We start from the raw sequence: 20,802 nt of genomic DNA on the forward strand, positions 1-20,802 counted from the left end.
AATATTAGAACTAATTAACAGTACACCGGTTAGAAAAGTCGCACTCTACATGAGTGCGTGGATTGAAATATAACATACAGCAAGGCAATCGTTGAAAAATTGAGTCGCACTCTACATGAGTGCGTGGATTGAAATATTGATATCAGTATCGAAAAAGTCCGTATCCTGAGTCGCACTCTACATGAGTGCGTGGATTGAAATTAACCTCATCTTGTTTAAACCAACCGCCACGGATAGTCGCACTCTACATGAGTGCGTGGATTGAAATTAACCTCATCTTGTTTAAACCAACCGCCACGGATAGTCGCACTCTACATGAGTGCGTGGATTGAAATTCATTTGCCTTTAAATCAATTCGTATGTCATCTACGTCGCACTCTACATAAGTGCGTGGATTGAAATATTTCTTCATTAAAATTATTCTGAATTATTTTAGGTCGCACTCTACATGAGTGCGTGGATTGAAATTTTCCCAAAAGACCCGATATAGCCAAACGAACGTCGCACTCTACATGAGTGCGTGAATTGAAATTAATGAGGATACAAGGAACAGGCAGCAATTAGATGTGGACATGGAGATTTTTTATCTGTAACAATTATGAACAACTCACGTCAAGTCTATTAGTCAACCACTTATTTATGTGAATTCACTAGATAGTCTAGTTGTTGCTTCAAGGGGCATTACGTAGGCTTATTTTAAAAACATAACAATAAGTTGTAGATACATAAATAAAAGAACATATGTCATGCCATAATTCTATAAAGTAAATAACTATGATAGAGGTGTCTAACGTCATTTGAAATAGAATGAAAATTAAAAATATGTTCTAATAAGTAAAGATATTTGTTATCTTTAATTTATCCCACATATAACTGGCAGTAAGACCCTCACTTCAAGCATTAAAGTAAAACCAATATGGATAAGGTGGATGATCGACTGCCAGTAAATGTCCGATTGGTTTAAAGGCCTTTAGGTACCCTTTAGATACTATTAATCCGTGAGGGGTAAACAAAACCCACATCGATTGAAGTTTCACTCATTCATTTACACAATGTCATCCTTCTTATCGCAGAAGCATTCTTAAAAAGTAAAAAAATGTATGACATGAAAAGAAAGACAATCCCTAGAGAAGCAAGTTGGTGGAAAAAATTATTGAAATATGAGCTTAGCTTTGGAAAAGGTTGGAGTAGAAAAATGATGTACTTTTGGATAAGAGGTTCTTTCATCAGCGGTTTTTGGGTACTTTTTATAGTTCAGGATAGTACCAACATTGCTGTAAGTCTTCTTGCGTTTGCTATAAGTTTTGCTTTATTCTGTTTACTTTCATTAAATCGAGCCCTGCTTACTCATTATCTTATATTATCAGTAATTGAGTTATCCCATGGATGGGTGATGATGGAATCTTTGCTACCGATTCTTTATTTACAAATGTTGGCAATTGATGCGAGCTATCGTCTCTCTACAAAAAATTTATATTATTATCTATTATTTAATGGAAGCATGTCCATTCTTTATGCGTACTCGTTAGGAGATTTTTTCATTGAAATCATCATTAGTACTGTTTTATGTATCATTCTTATTTTATCTTTAAATCATCACGTGGTGATGCGACACGAGCAAAGAGAGTTGTATGATCAATTATTGGGAGAATATCGTAAATCGAAACGTTTAAACCTTTCTGCACAACGAAATGCACGCTTGGAGGAAAGAACAAAAATTGCAAGAGATATGCATGATTCTGTTGGTCATCGATTAACAGCTTTGATTATGAAATTAGAAATGTTATCCATAACACATCAGGATGCAGATTATCAGGATTTAAAAGAGATGGCAATGAAAAGTCTGGAGGAAACTAGACAGGCAGTATCGGCATTACAAACAGAAGAGCATGAGGGTATTTCTACAGTTGTCCATTTAATTCGCAAATTAGAAGCAGAAAGTCATATGCTTGTTCAATTCACAGTGAAACAGGGTGTCTTATCCATACCGTTAACCAATCAAAAAAGTGTTGTTCTATACCGTGTTATTCAAGAAGCATTAACAAATGCAATGCGACATGCCCAGTCACGGGAAGTCGACGTTACCTTAGGAAAAGCAGCTACTGGAGCTGTTTCATTTGAAATTAGTAATGCTGTATTTGACTCTGAACCGTTCACTGAAGGGTTTGGATTAACAAATATGAAAAAACGGGTGGATGAAGTTAAGGGGAGTATGGAAATATATCGCACAGAAAAGAAATTCATTGTTTCTGGAATGATACCTGTTTAGTAAAGGGGAAAATTAAATGTGGCGTGTTCTATTAGTTGAAGATCAGGTTATGGTGCGACAAGGGCTGAAAGTCATCCTTGAGCAGGATGAACAGATTCGCGTGACACATGAAGCAAGTAATGGAAAAGAGGCAATAGAGATATTACATAAGCATTTCATCGATTGTATTATGATGGATGTACGTATGCCTGTCATGAATGGGATCGATGCTACTAGAGTCATCAAACAAAATTGGCCAAATGTAAAAATTCTTATATTAACAACATTTAATGATGAGACGTATGCATTGGAGGCTCTTAAGGAAGGCGCAAATGGATTTTTATTGAAAACGTCTGAATCAACAAAGCTCATTGATTCTGTATATAGCTGTATGCATGGAGGTATGACACTTCATGATGAGGTAGCAGCAAAAGTAGTACCACAATTACTCCGACGTTCCCGTGAAGAGCAAGCATCATTAGATGTTTCTTTAACTGAAAGGGAACTATGCATTACCAGATTAATTGGTGAAGGAAAAACAAATAAAGAAATTGCTTTGGAGCTACATCTATCTATTGGAACAATTAAAAATTACCTTACGCAAATTTTACAAAAAACGGGGTTGAGGGATCGTACCCAACTGGCCATATTTGCAGTTAAACATGATATTACAGAATAAGTTTTAGGGAGATCAAAACGTGCTTAGGGATATCTATTCTTTATCCTATAGCACGTTTTTTAATGTGTTAGATAGTATGTTTCTAATACTTCATGGTGACCTCCGTCATATAAATTACCAGATAATCCATGACTTCAGATAGTATGATATTTGTGGCAATCCACGTAAACTAAGGATAAGGGAGGAGATGCAGGTGCTTGAATTAGTAGATCTAACCAAAAGATTTAAACAGCAATATGCAGTCAAAAATTTAAATATGTTTATTGAAAAAGGGGAAATTATAGGACTGCTTGGACCAAACGGTGCAGGAAAATCGACAGCTATATCCATGATGTCATCATTGGTTGAGCCAACAGCAGGAGATGTCCGATTTAATAATAACAGTATACTAAAGAAGCCAGCTCAACTTCGAAAGGTAACAGGTATTGTACCACAGGAAATTGCACTATATAACGATTTAACTGCTGAAGAAAACCTACAATTCTTTGGAAGAATTTATCGATTAAAAGGAGCGGAATTAAAAAGAAGAATGGATGAAGTATTAGACCTTATTGGTCTAAAAGATAGAAGGAAAGATATTGTAAAGAAATATTCTGGAGGAATGAAACGCAGATTAAATATTGGTGTAGCACTATTACATGACCCAGAATTAATTATTATGGATGAACCAACCGTTGGAATCGATCCCCAATCTCGTAATTACATTTTGGAGACAGTTAAACGGTTGAATGCAGAACGAAATATTACCGTACTTTATACAAGTCACTATATGGAGGAAGTAGAGTTTTTATGTGATCGCATTTATATTATGGATAAAGGAAACTTAATTGCTTCTGGTACAAAGGATGATATCAAGCGAATTTTATCCGCGGAGAAGACAATATCTATTAAAGCTGACCGACTGAATGAAGCGTTTATAAAGGAAATAAAAGAGCACCCTTTGGTAAATAACATTCAAGTAGAAGAGAAAGAAATAACGATAATGGTAGCTAAAGAGGTTAATATTTTCTCAACTCTAATTAAAATGGCAGAGGACGCATCCTTGGAATTAAGTTCGGTAGCTATTAAAACACCTACACTAGAGGACGTATTCCTCCATCTCACCGGAAGAGCATTACGAGATTAGGAGGATATGGATATGATAGGTCAAATTATAAAAAAACAAGCATTGTTATTAATAAGAAATCCTGTTCAGTTATTACTCCTTATTGGCTTACCGATTATATTGATTCTGATATTAGGGAATGCGCTAGGCAGTATGATGAATGGTGATAGTTCTGGTTTAAAGGTAAAATTAGCATTAATTGAGCATCAGCCTGAGAACGAGCAAGTGGAAAACTTTTTAGCAAGTATCGACAATCCGAAAGGAACAAAGGTAGAACAAAGCGATGTAACTAATATCGCGCCGATTCAAACATTAAAATCAATTCTAACGAATGATGAATTAAAGGGAGTGATTGATGTTAGAGAAGTACCTTTTAGCGAGAAACAAGCGGTTTTAGATGATAATACCTATACTGCTGTTATTGAAATTCCTCGGAAATTCACACACGATTTTTTGTCGTATACAATTTTTGGGGAAGGAAATAAACCTAAATTACAACTATACGAAAATGAACAGCAACAAATTGGAGCAGGTGTTATTCGTAGTTTACTGGAAGATCTACAGCGACAATATACACTAGCCTCATTTTTACAAGAAAAGGAAATCGACCAACAAGTGCTTGCTGTAGAAACAGCTCTATTGAATAATAATCAACAATCGATTAATCAAAAAAATCCGGTGACCTCTAAGGGGTATTATACAATAGGAATGGCTGTTATGACTGTGTTATATATTGCTGCTACAATTGGTTCGCTTGCCTTTATGGAGAAAAGAATATTTGTATTTAACCGAATAATTATTGGAAATATGTCTCGTTGGGTATATTTTACTGGCATATTGCTGTCAGGTATGATTTTTGGATGTTTACATCTTGGAATTATATTCAGTTTTGCTTGGATTACCTTTGGAGTTAGTTGGCCCAATATCATGGCATTACTGCTAGTCACGTTTGCATTTTCTATTGCTGTAGGAGGGATTGCAGTTCTGTTAACCGCAATAAGCTATCGTTTGCATTCTGAGACCGTAACTAATTTCTTTTCTGGTATTGTTGTTTCTCTTATGGCTTTGATGGGAGGAAGCTTTTATCCAATTGGAGATAATTCAACTTTCATTCAGACACTTGGCAATTTAACACCAAATGGTGCTGGAATGTCAGCATATCTAAGCATTTTAAGAGGAGACAATATTTCAGTGATAAGTTCAAATATTCTTTTTCTTTGCTTATTTGGAATGGCAATGATTCTAATTGCAGCGAGTACTTTCCCTAAAAGGGGGGAAGCGGTATGATTGGTATTTTATTTGCGAAAGCTAGACAATTTATTCGAAATCCATGGACTTTCCTTATCTTCACTGGCATGTCTATTGGTTTTGCCTTAATTATGGGGATAACTGGAGGAAGTAATGCAATTAGGGTTCCAGTAACGATAGTGGATGAACACTTGCGAGATACTACAATCATGTCTGAATTAAAAGCATCTACGTCCTTTGACCTTCAAGAAATGAAGAAGGAAGAAATGTTGAAGCATCTTAAAAACGGAAAAGCTGAAGTAGGTGTAATTCTAAAAGAGGAAAATTATCAAGTTATAGTTGGTGTTGACTCTGTTCGTGTTCGTATGGTAGAAAATATGGTTCGTCAGGCATATATTCATTATTATCAGCAACAAAATATAGTGGATGCTGCCAATATGGTTAGTAATAAGCAAAAGGATTTATTGCTTTATGACATGGAAGAGTCTATGAATGATCCCGTATTTACTGTTGATTCTAAGGGGTTTACGAGTTCTGATGCTGTTGTGTATAATCCGACATTTCAAGTATTGTTTGGATTTAGTTTATTCTTTGTCATTTATACAATTGCTTATAATGTATTACCAATATTAACAGAGAAAAACGAAGGATTATGGGATCGGATCATATTGTCTCCGGTTAAGAAGTGGGAAATGTATGTTGCCAATATGCTATATAGTTTCTTTGAGGGTTATTTACAGGTGCTTGTGATATTCTTACTGTTCCGATATGGATTTGGAGTTAATTTTAATGGAAGATTCTACGATACACTATTATTAATAATTCCATATGTTTTTGCAGTCATAGCATTAGCACTATTGATTACCGCACTAGTAAAAAATGTTCAACAGTTTAATGCAATTCTACCAATTATAGCTGTTAGTATGGCAATGATTGGTGGTGCTTATTGGCCAATCGAAATTGTTGAGTCAAATGCATTAATAGCACTATCAAAGATTAATCCATTAACATATGGAATGGAAATATTAAATGGGGCAGTTGTCTATAATTACTCCATACAGCATTTACTCTATCCGATCAGTATTTTAATTTTAATGGGCGTTGTTATGATAGGTATAGGTATCCATTTAATGGAGCGAAGACATATTTAAGGAAGAGGGTCGGCATTTAAAGTCGATCTTCTTTTTACTGTAATAAAGAAGAGTATGATATGGAGAAAATTTCATACGATATAACTAACTGTTTTAAAAATTAGTTCAGATTATTATGATTATTATGATATATTTAAATAGCTGGATTTACAGGTTCTAGGTTGTTATAATCATGCATTATACATGATCGTTTTTAGAAGTATCTAAAGGCTATTTCATAATGAGGATTGGAATGGACTTCTACGAGAGGAATGGGTATTAGTGAAACCACATACTATATCAGCATGAAAAGGCTCATCAGTCGCTAAAAAGCGAAGTGGATTTCTAGAGAGAACAGCTTCGTTGCACGAATCATCATGCTAGTTGTTCGTTATTAATTTAAAACACCTTTGTCCCCGCCTCATGAAAACTATAGATGTTACTATGATTGTGCTATCTATTCTTTTGGGCACGCGTTTCGTGTAAAGTGAATGTCCATTCACTAATTTTACAGATAGAAGGTTGATGAAAATGAAAAACACCTGGAAGATTTTTTCGAAGGATATGAAAAATATTAGTACAAATTGGGTCGCTGCCATCTTAATAGGTGGCTTAATTTTATTACCATCGCTATATGCATGGTTGAATATTAAAGCTTCATGGGATCCCTATGGCCAAACAGACCAGATTCCAATAGGTATTGTAAATGAAGATGAAGGAGCAACAGTTCGAGATCAGGATATCCATGCGGGTAATGATTTGGTGGAAAACCTTAAAGAAAATAAATCAATGGATTGGAAGTTCACCGATCGAGAAACAGCCATGGATGAACTGGAATATGGAAATTACTTTGCTGTTATCGTTATACCGAAGAATTTTTCTCAAAAGCTTGGAACAGTAGTTGAGGATGAACCAGAGAAGGCAGATATTGAATATTATGTGAATGAAAAAATTAATGCTATTGCACCTAAGATTACATCAAAAGGTGCCTCGGTAATCGTTGATCAAATTAGCAGTACATTTATTTCGACAGTTAATGGTGTAATCTTCGATTTATTTAATGATTTGGGCGTTGAATTGGAAAAAGATTTACCAGACATTAAACGATTTGAGCAGTATATTTTTAATATGGAAGAAAAATTACCAGAGATTCATGATTTATTAAATGATTCAATGACAGATGCGAATAGTGCTCAAGCTATCATAAATAAAGCTCAAGGTCTGTTGCCGAAGGCTGAAGGCGTAACAAACGATGGATTGAAAACCATCGATAATACAACAGCATTTCTTAAAAAGGCAGAAACTCGATTAGAAGAAATGGCACCGAAAATAGAAGAAGATTTAAATCGAGTACAAGAAATAGCAGATAAAACAAATAAATTTATCCAAGACATCCAAAACGCAGGGATTGATTTTAGTAATGGTTCGCAGCTTACGGAACAAATAAATGAGCAGGTTAATCAAAGTATCAAAACAATTGATACCGTACAACAAGCGCTGGAAGAATTACAAAAACAAAATAATGAAGAGGGAACGAGTAACGAGCAGATTGAGAGGGCTCAAGAACAATTAGCAGCTATCAGGGACCGATTAGTAGCTGTACAGGATAAGAATAAAGAAATAGAATCGTTTATTAACGAGAAGAAAACAGAAGTAGATCAGACGATTAATGACTTACAGCAACTATCGGCAAATACCGCTACGAATATTGATGCTTTTGTAAAGGATTATAAAGAAAATATTGAGCCAACTGTTATGGCAGAGATTGACCGTGCTAAAAACACCTTAGCCGATGCACGAAATATCTTGGTAGAAATTAAGGACACCATACCTGAGGTTAAACGTATCTTGTCTAGTACGGAAGGAAATTTAAGTGACGGGAAAAAAGTTTTAGAAGAGGTATTAAATGAGTACCCTTATGTAAATAGCAAAGTGAACGAACTGGCAGATCGGATTCGTGATATTCAAGGCGAAACGGATATTAATGAGATTATCCAACTACTACAGAATAATCCAGAGGCAGAGAGAGGCTTCTTTGCTGAGCCTGTTCAGCTTAATGAGAATAAGTTGTTCCCAATTGCGAATTACGGTACAGGTATGACGCCTTTTTACACAGTTTTAGCCATTTGGGTTGGGGGGCTATTATTAATTTCCCTATTAGCTGCAGATGTTCACCATCAAGAAAATCTCACCGGAAGGGAAATGTATTTTGGACGGCTATTCACCTTTATTACAATTGGTTTGTTACAGACGCTAATTGTTACGTCAGGAGATATGCTGTTATTACATGTTGATGTAGCACATCCAATATGGTTTATACTTTTTGGACTGCTCATTAGTGCCATCTTTATGCTAATTATCTATACACTTGTATCGGTCTTTGGTGATGTTGGGAAAGCAATGGTTATCGTACTACTTGTACTACAAATTGCTGGTGCTGGTGGAACATATCCAGTTGTATTATTGCCAGAGTTCTTCCAAGCAATTAATCCATTCTTGCCGTTTACGTATGGTATCGATCTGATGCGAGAAGCAGTAGGCGGAATTGTTTGGGAACGAGCAACGAGAGATATATTATTCCTATGTATATTTGGTCTAGCAGCTGTATTCATGGGTGCATTCTTAAAACCAATTATAAATCGTCAAACAAATAAACTGAAAGAAAAATCGAAGGAGTCTGGATTGTTTCATTAAAATAATTCAAGGGTATTGTTTTAAGATAGCGATAAAGGGAGGTTGATTCAGTTGCAAATTAATGAACAAGCACGAGAAAGTCTTTTATCAGAAGTTAACGGATTAACAGATGAAGAAATAAATAAAAAAGCCTCAGCAGATAGATGGTCAGTAAAACAGATCATGGAGCATCTATATCTTATGGAGGTTGCAATTACAAAAATAATACAACAACAACTCATTACTGGTGATACGGTACATGTTTCAGAAAAGCCAATTCATTTTACAGTTAATCGTTCCGTAAAAGTTGATTCGCCTGATTTCGCAGTACCTAGTGAAGATTTTGTAACATTAGAGGAAATGAAGCAGAAGTTAGCTGCAAGTCATCAAGGATTAAGGCAGTTAAATGAGACAGCGGATAAGAAAACACTTAGGGAGAAATCATATCCACATCCAGCATTTGGAGATTTGAGCCTTGAACAATATATTCCGTTTGTTGGGTATCATGAAAAGCGACATATTGAACAAATTAAAGAAGTGAAAGCAGCGTTCAATAATTGATAAGCTACTTTATTAGGTTCCTTTGGTTCCTTCCTTTTATATCTAATCTAAAAGCCATGGTAATATGTAACCTTTATAATAAGAGCGTAGGGTTCAGTCGTGTTATAAAGAGCTGTCGGGAAAAGTCTCGACAGCTTTTTTATATTCTAAAAAAATATAAAATTTGCCCATATGGATTAATAGGCGCGTGTTGAGTTGTGTCCAGCTCCAGCGCCCAGAAACGAGGTGACATCATGAATCGCCTTAATCTAAGTCATTATCGGATCGCAAGCACATCGTGATTCATTTATCTCCGTTGACTCGCGCCAGTCGTTAGTTTCTAATCAGACGCTTGCGCTTTTGTTCTTTCCTTTTAATTATTCATCACGTTAACTCAGTTCCTTTTATAGCTTTTAAGGAAACGCTTTTGATAAAAACGGCCCGTTGACGATTTCGCATACCGGGGTTGATTTAAAGGGTAATTTTGTCTTTAGCTCTTACTGTTAACAAGTACCAGTGAAAAAGGGTTATCTACTAGCTTGTTCTCCTGTATAATTAAAAGGTGAGGCTAAAAAAGGGGGAGAGTGAGTTTGAAGAAAAAACGATGGATACGTATCGGGTTAGGTCTGCTTGCGATCCTGCTAATAATAGATGTGGTAGCTAGTTTTTATTTTTATAATTTAGCGATTGCTAGAAATAAGAAGGACTTTCTTCAAGACAATTCTGATTTGGAGGTTTCGGCAGAGGCATTAGATGAAATGCTCCAGGGGGATTGGAGGGATTGGGTTCGTGACCAGGATTTTGAAAACTGGGAAATGACTTCATATGATGGTCTTCAATTACAAGGTTATTACCTAAAAGCAGAAGAGGAGACAACTAAAACAGTTATCTTTGCTCATGGCTATTTAGGTCGTGCTACAGATATGGGAATGTTTGGTCAATACTATTATGAGGAATTGGGCTATAATATGTTCACTGCTGATCTAAGAGGCCATGGCGATAGTGATGGTGACTACATTGGTTTTGGCTGGCATGATCGATTAGATTATTTAGATTGGATAAATAAAGTGATCGAAGAACAAGGGGAGGATACGGAAATTGTTTTACACGGTGTTTCTATGGGAGCTGCTGCTGTATTAATGGCAAGTGGGGAAGATTTACCGGATAACGTAAAGGCAATCGTAGCAGATAGTCCGTACACAAGCGTATATGATATGTTTAATTATCAAATGGGAAGAATGTTTCACTTACCAGCTTTTCCAATGCTCCCAAGTACTAGTGTCGTTACTAAAATAAAGGCAGGGTATAGCTTGCAAGAAGCTTCTGCTTTAGAACAAGTAAAAAAGTCGGAAACTCCTATTCTCTATATTCACGGAAATGGAGATACATTTGTTCCAACCCAAATGAGTAAGGAATTATATGAAAATACGAAAAGCGAAGCAGATATGATTACTTTTGATCATGCAGGACATGGGGAAGCATTTGTAACGCATAAAGAAAGATATATAGATAAGCTAACTAGCTTTCTAGATAAATATATCCAGTAATATTAAAAATTTAAAATAATCCTTTGAAGTGAGAGACTGGGAAAATTGACATCATAATCCGAACGGATTTTGATATGCTCCCTTTATAGTAGACTGAGAAATAATAAAAATTCCCGTACTACTATGAAGGGGGGATTTATTATATCAAGGACAACGTGAACGAAGCTTTTTCATTATTTCAGCAAACGCGGTCATGGGTTTAGCTTCTTCCATATAAAGACCGCTTTCTTGCGGGACAGGGTCGTAAGCTTGTGCTTTTCCTGCAGGATAAGGAAGGCTTTGGCAGTGGACATTGCACGCAGAAAAAGTGTTCTTCTTTTTCAAGGGTTCTCCGTATTTTGACTACGCCTCGTATGAACATTTATTTTCATACGAGGCTTTTGAGTTAACTATTTTGTTTCGTCTCAGCTTCCTTCCTAAGATATGTCTGTTAGACCTTAATATGGCTCTCTAAATTTAGCTACGACGAAGGAAGCGTTGCAGTTCGGTTTATGAATGATTAGAATAATAAAGAATTTCCCGATTTATTTGTGCACGAATAATCGGATGACGGTCTCTTGTTCCTGTTATTCTATTGATAAAGGAGGTCATAAGATGGATTCGCTAAAACGGATGAACGATGCGGTCGACTATATAGAAGCCAATCTTATCAATACGATCGATTATAAACAAGTTGCGAAGTTGGCTTATTGTTCAGAGTATCACTTTAAACGGATGTTTTCTTTCCTTGCAGGTATTTCATTATCGGAGTATATCCGTCGTAGGCGCTTAACTCTAGCTGCCTTTGAGCTTAAAGACAAAGAAGCTAAAGTCATTGATATTGCACTTAAGTATGGATATCATTCCCCCGATTCTTTTACCAAGGCATTTCAAAATTTACATGGCTTAACACCTACAGAGGCAAGAGATCATGGGCGTTGCCTAAAAGCGTATCCTCGGATGACTTTTCGATTATCAATACATGGAGGAATTGAAATGAATTATCGTATCGAAGAAAAAGCTTCTTTTTCAATCGTTGGACTAAAGAAAAGAGTACCAATTATTTTTCACGGTGTTAATCCAGAGATTGCTGCTATGTGGAAATCGTTATCTGAGGAGAGAATGGATCAACTGAAGGAGCTGTCTAATGTAGAACCAATAGGGATGATTCAAGCATCAACGAGTTTTTCTGAAGGCAGAATGGAGGAAAAAGGGGAACTGGATCATTATATTGGTGTGGCAACTACGAAGGTTTGTCCGGCAACTTTCGTGAAGCTCCATGTTCCTGCGTCAACATGGGCGGTATTTGAAGCAATCGGACCATTTCCAGAAACCTTACAGAGTACTTGGGGACGTATTTATTCTGAATGGTTTCCATCTTCCAATTATGAGCAAGTGGAAGGTCCAGAAATACTTTGGAATGAAAATAGCGATATTCATTCACCTACCTTTAAAAGTGAAATATGGGTACCTGTAAAAACAAAAAGCGTTAAATGATCTGAATAGACTAAGAGGGAAGAGGCTGAGACAAAAGAATGAAGAAATAAACGAACGATGATTTGTTGAATTTAATTATCGTTCGTTTTTTGATCAGAATCATTCTTTAGCACCAAGTGGACCTTCGGACTCATGCTGTTCCCGAGCCGTGCCCGCGAAAAGCGCGTATATTTCACTGTGCGGCGATGATACTCCTATTGATAATATGATTATTCGTATGTTGAGTAAAGAAAATGTGTTTGACCCAGCCTCTTTTTGTAGTGTTGGAATTTATAAAATCAGCCCATGTGGAAAAATGTGGGCGTGTTGAGCCGCGTTCAGCTCCAGCGCCCAGAAACGAGGCGCTTCAGGAATCGCCTTAATCTAAGTCATCATCGGCTTGCAAGCTACTGTGATTCCTTTATCTTCGTTGACTCGCTCCAGTCGCTACGTTTCTAATCGGGCACTTGCGCTTTTGTTCTGCTGTAGGAGAATCACTATAATCTCATGCAAGTCGTTGTTTCAAAGACTGCTCTATCTACACAACTACAATATTATGATTACTGTTGTCAATGTTCTGCCTGCTTATCCTCCAGGGGCTTCACTATCACACCCAATCATGACCGGGTTTAAATATTCAGTGATTATACAATATTTCCAGATTAAAATACAATTTAATGAATAAATATTTATAAAAATTTATAAATATACTTGAAGGTTGATTGTTAAACTTCTATAATAATGAATAATCTAAAAAAACGCAGAGGTGAGAATATAATGACAAAAGGTTTTCTTGTTTTAGAAACGGGTGAAACTTTTCCGGGTGATTGGATAGGTTATGAATGTGAAGTTTCTGGAGAAGTAGTTTTTAATACAAGTATGACTGGTTATCAGGAAATGCTTACCGATCCTTCCTATGCTGGGCAAATATTAACTTTATCCTATCCTATTATTGGAAATTATGGTGTTAGTTCAGATAGTCATGAAAGTAATGATCTGCATGTAGCTGGGGTTATCTTAAGTGATATATGTGAAACACCAAGTCATTTTCAATCAGAAATTACATTATCAGAAAGTTTAAAGCAAGCAGCTGTTCCAGGACTTAAAAATGTGGATACACGAACCTTAGTTACCATTATTAGAAAACAGCAAACCGTACGTGGTAAGCTGATTTTAGAAAAAATAGTTCCTGGTTATGGGCATAAGTTTTCTCTTCCAAATAGTCATAAGTTGATAGAACAAGTCAGTGTTAAGAAATCTATTGTTTTAGGAGCAGGTAGCAGCTGTCATGTGGTATTGGTTGATTTTGGCTATAAAAAATCGATTGTGGATGCATTGATAAAACAAGATTGTAAAGTGACAATAGTTCCACATTCCAGTTCGTTTGAAGATATCGAAAAGCTAAATCCTTATGGGGTTATTATTAGTAACGGTCCCGGTGACCCAGAAGATTTAGAACGTTACTTTCCTTTAATAAAAAGACTAACGAGACGTTACCCAACCTTAGGAATTTGTTTAGGGCATCAACTTATTGCTTTAGCATATGGAGGAAAAACTAAGAAAATGTCCTTTGGTCATCGAGGAGCTAATCACCCTATTAAGGATTTATTTACTGGAAAAGTGACAATAACTTCGCAAAATCATGGGTATGTAGTAATAAAGGAAAGTTTAAACCCCAAGTATTTTCAGCTGTTATTTCAAAATGTTAATGATGGTTCTGTAGAGGGACTGAAGCATGTGTCACTTCCGGTGATAACGGTACAGTTTCATCCCGAAGCGCATCCTGGACCGAGTGATGCACATTATATATTCACAGATTTTGTTGAAACAGCCAGAATGACAAGGGGGAAGCAACTATGCGCAACTGTTCATCCTTAAAGAAAGTGCTGGTTATTGGATCAGGTCCCATTGTTATTGGCCAGGCGGCTGAATTTGATTACGCTGGTACACAGGCATGTTTAGCATTGAAAGAGGAAGGTATAGAGGTTATTCTTGCAAATAATAATCCGGCAACAATAATGACCGATAAACACATTGCACATAAGGTTTATATGGAGCCGTTACAAGTGGAGTCTTTAGCGACTATTATTGCTAAGGAAAAACCAGATGGATTAATTGGTACGTTGGGTGGTCAAACAGGGCTAAATCTAACGATTGCGCTCCATGATCAAGGGATATTAGAGGAACATCAAGTGAACATTCTTGGTACATCTGTACAATCAATTCGTAAAGGGGAAAGTCGTGAAGAATTTCGTCAGCTAATGCTTGATTTACATGAGCCTGTTTCGCAATCAAAGGTAGTTGAAACATTAGAGGAAGGGCTTGATTTTGTAAAAGAAATTGGTTATCCCGTTATATTACGGCCAGCCTATACACTTGGAGGTGAGGGAGGAGGATTTGCTTATAATGAACCTGAATTAATGGATCGTTTACAGAAGGCGTTAGAACTAAGTCCAATTCAGCAAGTTCTAGTGGAGAGAAGTATTAAAGGCTGGAAGGAAATAGAATACGAAGTTATACGTGATGTCAATGATACATGTGTGATTGTTTGTAATATGGAAAATATAGACCCTGTTGGAGTCCATACAGGTGATTCTATGGTGGTAGCACCATCCCAGACATTATCTGATACACAGTACCAATTACTTCGTTCTTCTTCCTTAAAAGTCATTAGAGCTCTGGGGGTAGTTGGAGGTTGTAATATACAATTTGCCTTAAACCCTCATTCAAATGATTATTATATTATCGAAGTAAATCCCCGGGTAAGTCGTTCGTCTGCATTAGCTTCCAAGGCCACAGGCTACCCAATTGCTAGGATTGCAACCAAATGTGCTATAGGGCAACAATTGGATGAAATTATCAATCCAATTACAGGGAATACATATGCATCTTTTGAGCCAGCTCTTGATTATTGCGTCGTTAAACTTCCACGATTTTCTTATGATAAATTTACTGAAGCTGATCGTACACTCGGTACACAAATGAAGGCTACGGGTGAAGTAATGGCTATTGACAGGACATTCGAAGGTGCATTAAACAAAGCAGTACGATCATTAGAATTAAATGTTAATAGTATGCATTGGCCAAAGATGACTCAAATTACTTTTCGCAGGCTTCAAGAATTATTAGAAACACCTAATGATTTACGATTGTTTGCAATCAATGAAGCGTTCAAGCGTGGTTGGAATGTATGGCAAATAAAAGAAATGACACAAATAGACCTGTGGTATTTAAGGAAAATAGAACATATTGTTTTATTCGAGCAATGGGTAGCCAAAAAATCGATTGCCACTATTGACAGAGAAGCATTACAAAAGGCGAAGCGATTTAATATAAGTGACGAGCGCATTGCTTTTTTATTAGGTGTAACGTCAAAGGAGATTAGAGCGAGATACGAAGAAGTCCAGTTAAAACCGGTATATAAATTAGTAGATACATGTGCAGGTGAATTTGATGCTGTAACTCCATACTATTACTCTACGTGGCATGGACAAGACGAAGTAGCAATTAAACGTGATAAGAAAAAAATACTTGTGCTAGGTTCTGGACCAATCCGTATTGGCCAAGGTGTTGAATTTGATTATTGCTCCGTACACGCAGCTTTAGCAGTAAAAAAATTAGGCTATGAAGCAATAGTGATTAATAATAATCCAGAAACAGTCAGTACAGATTATTCCATCGCTGATCGACTTTATTTTGAGCCTTTAGCATTAGAAGACGTGCTTCACGTCGCTCGTAAAGAGGGAGTGGAGGGGGTAATCCTGCAATTTGGTGGGCAGACAGCTATTAATCTAGCAAATGATCTCAAGCGTGAAGGAATAAAAGTTATGGGTACATTACCTGAGCATATTGATCAGATGGAGGATAGAGAACAGTTTTATCACTTGCTTGACACGTTATCGATTGATCATATGAAAGGTGATATTGTTAAAAATTTAGATGAATTAACAGTATCAATAAATGAATTAGGATTTCCTGTTCTTATACGTCCTTCTTATGTAATCGGTGGACAATCGATGTTTATTTGTAACAATAAATCAGAATTGCATGATATTGTGGATCGAATTCAATATGACACGAATGATCGCTGCTGGCCATTGCTTATCGATTCTTATTTACCGGGTAAAGAATGTGAGATGGATGTCATTAGCGATGGTAGCGATATAGTAGTCCCAGGAATATTTGAACATGTCGAAAAAGCAGGTGTTCATTCTGGAGATAGCATGGCTATGTTTCCACCATTTTCTTTAAGTAAATCTGAAAAGGAAGAAATGACTTTCATTGCTAGACAAATAGCGAGTTCAGTGCCGATTATTGGTATAATGAATATTCAGTTTGTGATTCATAAAGGTGTGGTTTATGTATTAGAAGTTAATCCGCGAGCTTCTAGGACAGTACCTATTATGAGCAAAGTTACGGATATAGCGATGGTTGAGTTAGCAGTAAAGGTTCAGTTAGGTCATTCCATAAAAGAGCTGTCAAGTCAATTGAATTTATGTGCTGAACCAAGTTATGTTACGTTGAAAGCACCAATTTTTTCGGCTGGCAAGCTTAAGGGAGTGGATCATCTATTAGGTCCAGAAATGAAGTCTACTGGTGAAATCATTACCATATCTCAGACAAAAGAGGAAGTTTTTTCGAAGGTCTTATCTATTCATATGAAGTTACATACTACTAAAAAACCACTTATTTTTGTGTCGATTGCTGAGCGAATGAAAGCAGGAAGTTTAGCACGGATTCAGTCATGTATACAAACAGGTGCTAGCATTATGGCAACGCAAGGCACAGCCGATTATCTAGCTTCACATGGATTGACTGTAATAGCTATTCCAAAGGATCGAGAGAGTATTTTTACCGCAGTGGAAAAGCTGAAGCCGGACATTATTTTAAACATTCCGGAACAAGGAAGAAAAAAGGGGAAAATGGGATTCTATCTCCGCGAGCTAGCAGTTCGCTTTCAAACACCTTGTTTTACCAGTTTGGAAACATTTGAAGCACTGGTCATGGGTGGGCAAACAATAAAAAATAATGCTGTGCATGCATTACAGGATTATTTAAACTGCGATTCAAAAAAAGTCATTCTAAATAATCTAAAGGGAGTAGAGTTGGACATAACTGAAATGGTTCATTCTAAAGATGAATAAATGTACAACTCCGGAATATACGTAGATTCCTCGAAAAAAGAAGCGTGTATTTTTGCGTGCGGTGTACTGCTGCCTTTCCCCTCTCTTATCCTGTAGGAGGAAGGCAGCGGTGAGTTCCCAGTGCGTGAGCTCGGAGACACCGCTCGCACATCATTTCTAGTTGTTCGTTTTTTCTTTGATGAAACACTTTTATACCCATTTCATACTTTATGGTGTGTCCAGATGGAAGCGATGCTTTAAATATATTTTTCGAACCAACGACAAATATGATTGAGTCGTTCTATACGCATCTCCGGCTTGCCGCTACGACTTAATTCATGACTTGCTTCAGGGAATCGTATAAACTCTACTTCTTTTTCTAAATGCTTTAATGTAATATACCATTGCTCGCCTTGCTCTATCGGGCATCGGAAATCTTTTTCTCCATGTAGGATTAATAACGGCGTTTCCACGTCAGCCGCATATTTTAATGGTGAAATTTCCCAGAGCTTTGCCGGATCATCTAACAAATTCAAACCATGCTCCCATTCTGTAAAGAAAAAACCAATATCGCTTACGCCATAGAAGCTAAGCCAATTGGAAATAGAACGTTGTGTTACAGCAGCTTTAAATCGATTTGTATGACCTACAATCCAATTTGTCATAAATCCGCCATAACTTCCTCCAGTTACACCTAGGCGATTCTCATCGATAAAACTATATGTATGAACAGCGTAATTGACAGCCTCCATCACATCCTGATAATCGCCACCACCATAATCCATACGGCATGCATCGACAAATTTTTGCCCATAACCGTAGCTTCCTCGTGGGTTCGTATACAATACAATATATCCTTTTGCAGCCAATAATTGAAGTTCAAAAAAGAAGGTTTGACCATACATGGCGTGCGGACCACCATGGATTTCTAAGATCATTGGGTATTTTTTTCCTTCTGTAAAGCCGTATGGCCGAAGTAGCCATCCCTGTACTTCCCAGTTATCTTGAGTATTTATTTTTAACGATTCAGGTTCCCCAAAGGCTATTTCGTTCAGTAAAACTTCATTTCCATTGGTAAGCTGAGTAAGCGTTGCATCTTCGTTTAATAAATAAAAATCACCAGGATTAATTGGTGTACTAATACCAAGAATAAGTTTGTCATTAACGCTATTATACGTAAATCCAAAAACATGATTATCTTTATGATAAAGCGTTTGATATTTGCCCTTTAGGTTAATTTGATACAACGCAGTTGCTCCGTAACTAGTTGCAATGAAGAATAGGTGCCTCCCATCCTTATGCCAGGTTGGTCCCGTTGTTGAATCACCTAAACGAGTATCGCCAATCATCGCATCGCCAAGCTGCATATCCCAATCTGTAGTAAGACAAGTTTGCTTAGACGTATGGAGGTCAAAAACATACAATTCCGTTAAGGTTGCGCTCTTATACGCAAATTCGTGACCAAAATACGCAATCTTAGCCCCATCTGGAGAAAAAGAAGCTTGATGATAGGAACCCTTACCTTCAGTCAAATTAGTTATTTCTTTCGTAACGGTATCTAATAAATAGAGATCGTTTGATAATTCGCGATCAGCATTTTTATTTAGATTAGCTGCAAACAAAATCTGCCTTCCATCTGGAGAAACATCTTGAAAGAAATGATCTGTATCAGCATATGTTAATTGCTCTAAAGACCAATCATCGACATTCATTCTAATAATTTGTGTGTTTGTTGTATCATGGAATCCTTTTGCATCTGATTTATATTTTAAACGGTTAACAATAAGTGGTTGTTTGCTTTTTGTTTCTTTTATTTTTTGTTTTTCTTCGCTTGATAATTCCTTTTGGTTATGTATATCGTCATCATTTTCTAATGAAGTGTGAAATAGAATAGATTTTCCATCCTTTGACCAGGTTGGACTTGTAGCCCCATGCTTAAAAGTAGTTAGCTGTTGTGCTTCGCCGCCATCCGTATTAATTAGCCAAAGCTGTGGTAGCCCACTTCTTGTTGATTGAAAGACTGCTTTTTTGCCATCTGGAGAAAAACGAAGATGGCTGTTACTGTCAGCACCGAATGTCCAGGGTGTTGTTGCGCTTGTATCCATCTTTTGATATAAAAGTTGAGATTGATAGTCGTTCTGCTCATTGATAGTAGTAGAAACGAAGGTGAAAGCCTTACCATCTGGAGAAAATTGTGGATCACTGAAAATTTCAAGTTTAGTAATGTCATTTGATGTAAGCGCACGTTTGTGGCTATTCATCATATTACCTCCTTTAAGTATACATGGCAGATAGCTCTGTTTTTAATAGTTTAAACTATTTAGAAAAGAGAATCAATTAGTGCTGCTTTGCTAAAGCAGTGTATGTACAAAATGATTTAGATCTTTTCGTCTTTTAAAAATGAGGATGTGTTTATCCTGATAGTTAGAGAGCTTATGGTATATAGTAGGGGCTTTTTTCTTATTAAAGGTACGTACCCAATTAAAAAATTCCCAATCAAGCTTCTCCGGACATCCTTTTCCCATGTCTGAACGTGTTCTATTACGGTATTGAATCCGTCTTTTTACAATGCCGTAAAGACAGTGGATAGTTCGGTAATGTAAAAAAATGATGGTATCTGCTTGTTGCATTCGAATCTCCATTGTCGCGTTATAATTTCCATCAATGATCCACTTATCTTGGCCCATTATCTTTTTTGTCTCTCTAATTAACGTATCTCGATCGATCGGTGTCCAGCCAGGCTTCCAAAATAGTGCGTCCATATGGTAGACGGGAATTTCTAACATTGCTCCTAACTGTTTAGCAAGTGTTGATTTTCCAGAACCACCATTGCCGATAATCATTACTTTCTGCAAAGCTTCTTCCTCCTTCAACTTTTAGAATAAAAAAATAGTATACCACAATATTCAGAAAAGTAGGGGGATATATCTTGAACGTAGGAGAAATATCCATTCTTCTCTTGACGAACGTTTATTTCAATAAGAAAAACGGAGCAAAATTCGCTCAGTCCTTATCACTACATGCTCAGATTTACGCTTCCTCTAGTAGCTATTA

The 20,802-nt window shown here is 36.7% G+C and carries 14 protein-coding genes and 1 CRISPR repeat array (1 of these 15 cut by a window edge); of the genes, 11 read left to right on the forward strand and 3 right to left on the reverse strand.

Features of this window, described 5'->3' with window-relative positions; all coding sequences use genetic code 11:
• Positions 1-532: a CRISPR direct-repeat array (repeat unit 32 nt; unit sequence GTCGCACTCTACATGAGTGCGTGGATTGAAAT); it begins 950 nt to the left of the window's first position.
• A 361-nt stretch (positions 533-893) separates the two neighbouring features.
• The gene (locus tag Q1A47_RS09195) at positions 894-1,037 is read right to left on the reverse strand and encodes a hypothetical protein (RefSeq protein ID WP_299631843.1); all 144 of its coding nucleotides are present in this window, start codon (positions 1,035-1,037) and stop codon (positions 894-896) included.
• A 359-nt stretch (positions 1,038-1,396) separates the two neighbouring features.
• Between Q1A47_RS09195 and Q1A47_RS09200 the strand changes: the two genes are divergently transcribed.
• The 11 genes from Q1A47_RS09200 (at position 1,397) to carB (ending at position 17,769) form a co-directional block, all read left to right on the forward strand.
• Positions 1,397-2,269, forward strand: coding sequence for a sensor histidine kinase (locus Q1A47_RS09200; protein ID WP_228088995.1), 873 nt, complete (start codon positions 1,397-1,399; stop codon positions 2,267-2,269).
• 16 nt (positions 2,270-2,285) lie between these two features.
• Positions 2,286-2,927, forward strand: a complete 642-nt coding sequence (locus tag Q1A47_RS09205; RefSeq protein WP_166529813.1) for a response regulator transcription factor — start codon at positions 2,286-2,288, stop codon at positions 2,925-2,927.
• Between the two features lie 193 nt (positions 2,928-3,120).
• Positions 3,121-4,053 (forward strand): ABC transporter ATP-binding protein, encoded by a 933-nt coding sequence (locus tag Q1A47_RS09210; protein WP_026679957.1) that lies wholly within the window; start codon positions 3,121-3,123, stop codon positions 4,051-4,053.
• A gap of 12 nt (positions 4,054-4,065) precedes the next feature.
• Positions 4,066-5,319: an ABC transporter permease gene (locus tag Q1A47_RS09215; protein WP_026679956.1), complete on the forward strand. Its 1,254-nt coding sequence runs from the start codon at positions 4,066-4,068 to the stop codon at positions 5,317-5,319.
• The gene (locus tag Q1A47_RS09220; RefSeq protein ID WP_026679955.1) at positions 5,316-6,431 is read left to right on the forward strand and encodes an ABC transporter permease; all 1,116 of its coding nucleotides are present in this window, start codon (positions 5,316-5,318) and stop codon (positions 6,429-6,431) included. The genes Q1A47_RS09215 and Q1A47_RS09220 overlap by 4 nt, the downstream gene beginning before the upstream one ends.
• Before the next feature lie 510 nt (positions 6,432-6,941).
• Positions 6,942-9,104, forward strand: coding sequence for a YhgE/Pip domain-containing protein (locus Q1A47_RS09225; protein ID WP_026679954.1), 2,163 nt, complete (start codon positions 6,942-6,944; stop codon positions 9,102-9,104).
• Between the two features lie 51 nt (positions 9,105-9,155).
• Entirely contained in the window at positions 9,156-9,644 is a 489-nt protein-coding gene (locus Q1A47_RS09230) for a DinB family protein (RefSeq protein ID WP_051388248.1), read from the forward strand.
• 569 nt (positions 9,645-10,213) lie between these two features.
• Positions 10,214-11,170: an alpha/beta hydrolase gene (locus Q1A47_RS09235; protein WP_246484507.1), complete on the forward strand. Its 957-nt coding sequence runs from the start codon at positions 10,214-10,216 to the stop codon at positions 11,168-11,170.
• Between the two features lie 594 nt (positions 11,171-11,764).
• Complete coding sequence (locus tag Q1A47_RS09240) at positions 11,765-12,646, forward strand: AraC family transcriptional regulator (protein WP_166529815.1); 882 nt, start codon at positions 11,765-11,767, stop codon at positions 12,644-12,646.
• A 720-nt stretch (positions 12,647-13,366) separates the two neighbouring features.
• On the forward strand, positions 13,367-14,503 hold the full coding sequence (locus Q1A47_RS09245; RefSeq protein ID WP_366141123.1) for a carbamoyl phosphate synthase small subunit: 1,137 nt from the start codon (positions 13,367-13,369) through the stop codon (positions 14,501-14,503).
• A complete protein-coding gene (gene carB / locus Q1A47_RS09250) occupies positions 14,482-17,769 on the forward strand; it encodes a carbamoyl-phosphate synthase (glutamine-hydrolyzing) large subunit (protein ID WP_166529816.1) in 3,288 nt (1,095 codons plus the stop codon). The genes Q1A47_RS09245 and carB overlap by 22 nt, the downstream gene beginning before the upstream one ends.
• Before the next feature lie 236 nt (positions 17,770-18,005).
• Here the strand turns inward: carB and Q1A47_RS09255 are convergent, their stop codons facing one another.
• Positions 18,006-20,009 carry a S9 family peptidase gene (locus tag Q1A47_RS09255; RefSeq protein WP_166529817.1) on the reverse strand — a complete coding sequence of 668 codons (2,004 nt, stop codon included), beginning with the start codon at positions 20,007-20,009 and terminating at the stop codon, positions 18,006-18,008.
• A gap of 90 nt (positions 20,010-20,099) precedes the next feature.
• Complete coding sequence (locus Q1A47_RS09260; RefSeq protein WP_121604821.1) at positions 20,100-20,603, reverse strand: DNA topology modulation protein; 504 nt, start codon at positions 20,601-20,603, stop codon at positions 20,100-20,102.
• Between the last annotated feature and the right edge of the window lie 199 nt (positions 20,604-20,802).

This window comes from uncultured Virgibacillus sp., from assembly GCF_947495635.1.
Classification (GTDB): Bacteria; Bacillota; Bacilli; order Bacillales; family Amphibacillaceae; genus Virgibacillus; species Virgibacillus salarius.

Coding starts and splice junctions, on each gene's coding strand:
- Q1A47_RS09200 (WP_228088995.1), top strand. CDS start 1,397: ATGGAATCTTTGCTACCGATTCTTTATTTACAAATGTTGGCAATTGAT.
- Q1A47_RS09205 (WP_166529813.1), top strand. CDS start 2,286: ATGTGGCGTGTTCTATTAGTTGAAGATCAGGTTATGGTGCGACAAGGG.
- Q1A47_RS09215 (WP_026679956.1), top strand. CDS start 4,066: ATGATAGGTCAAATTATAAAAAAACAAGCATTGTTATTAATAAGAAAT.
- Q1A47_RS09220 (WP_026679955.1), top strand. CDS start 5,316: ATGATTGGTATTTTATTTGCGAAAGCTAGACAATTTATTCGAAATCCA.
- Q1A47_RS09225 (WP_026679954.1), top strand. CDS start 6,942: ATGAAAAACACCTGGAAGATTTTTTCGAAGGATATGAAAAATATTAGT.
- Q1A47_RS09240 (WP_166529815.1), top strand. CDS start 11,765: ATGGATTCGCTAAAACGGATGAACGATGCGGTCGACTATATAGAAGCC.
- Q1A47_RS09245 (WP_366141123.1), top strand. CDS start 13,367: ATGAATAATCTAAAAAAACGCAGAGGTGAGAATATAATGACAAAAGGT.
- carB (WP_166529816.1), top strand. CDS start 14,482: ATGCGCAACTGTTCATCCTTAAAGAAAGTGCTGGTTATTGGATCAGGT.
- Q1A47_RS09255 (WP_166529817.1), bottom strand. CDS start 20,009: ATGAATAGCCACAAACGTGCGCTTACATCAAATGACATTACTAAACTT.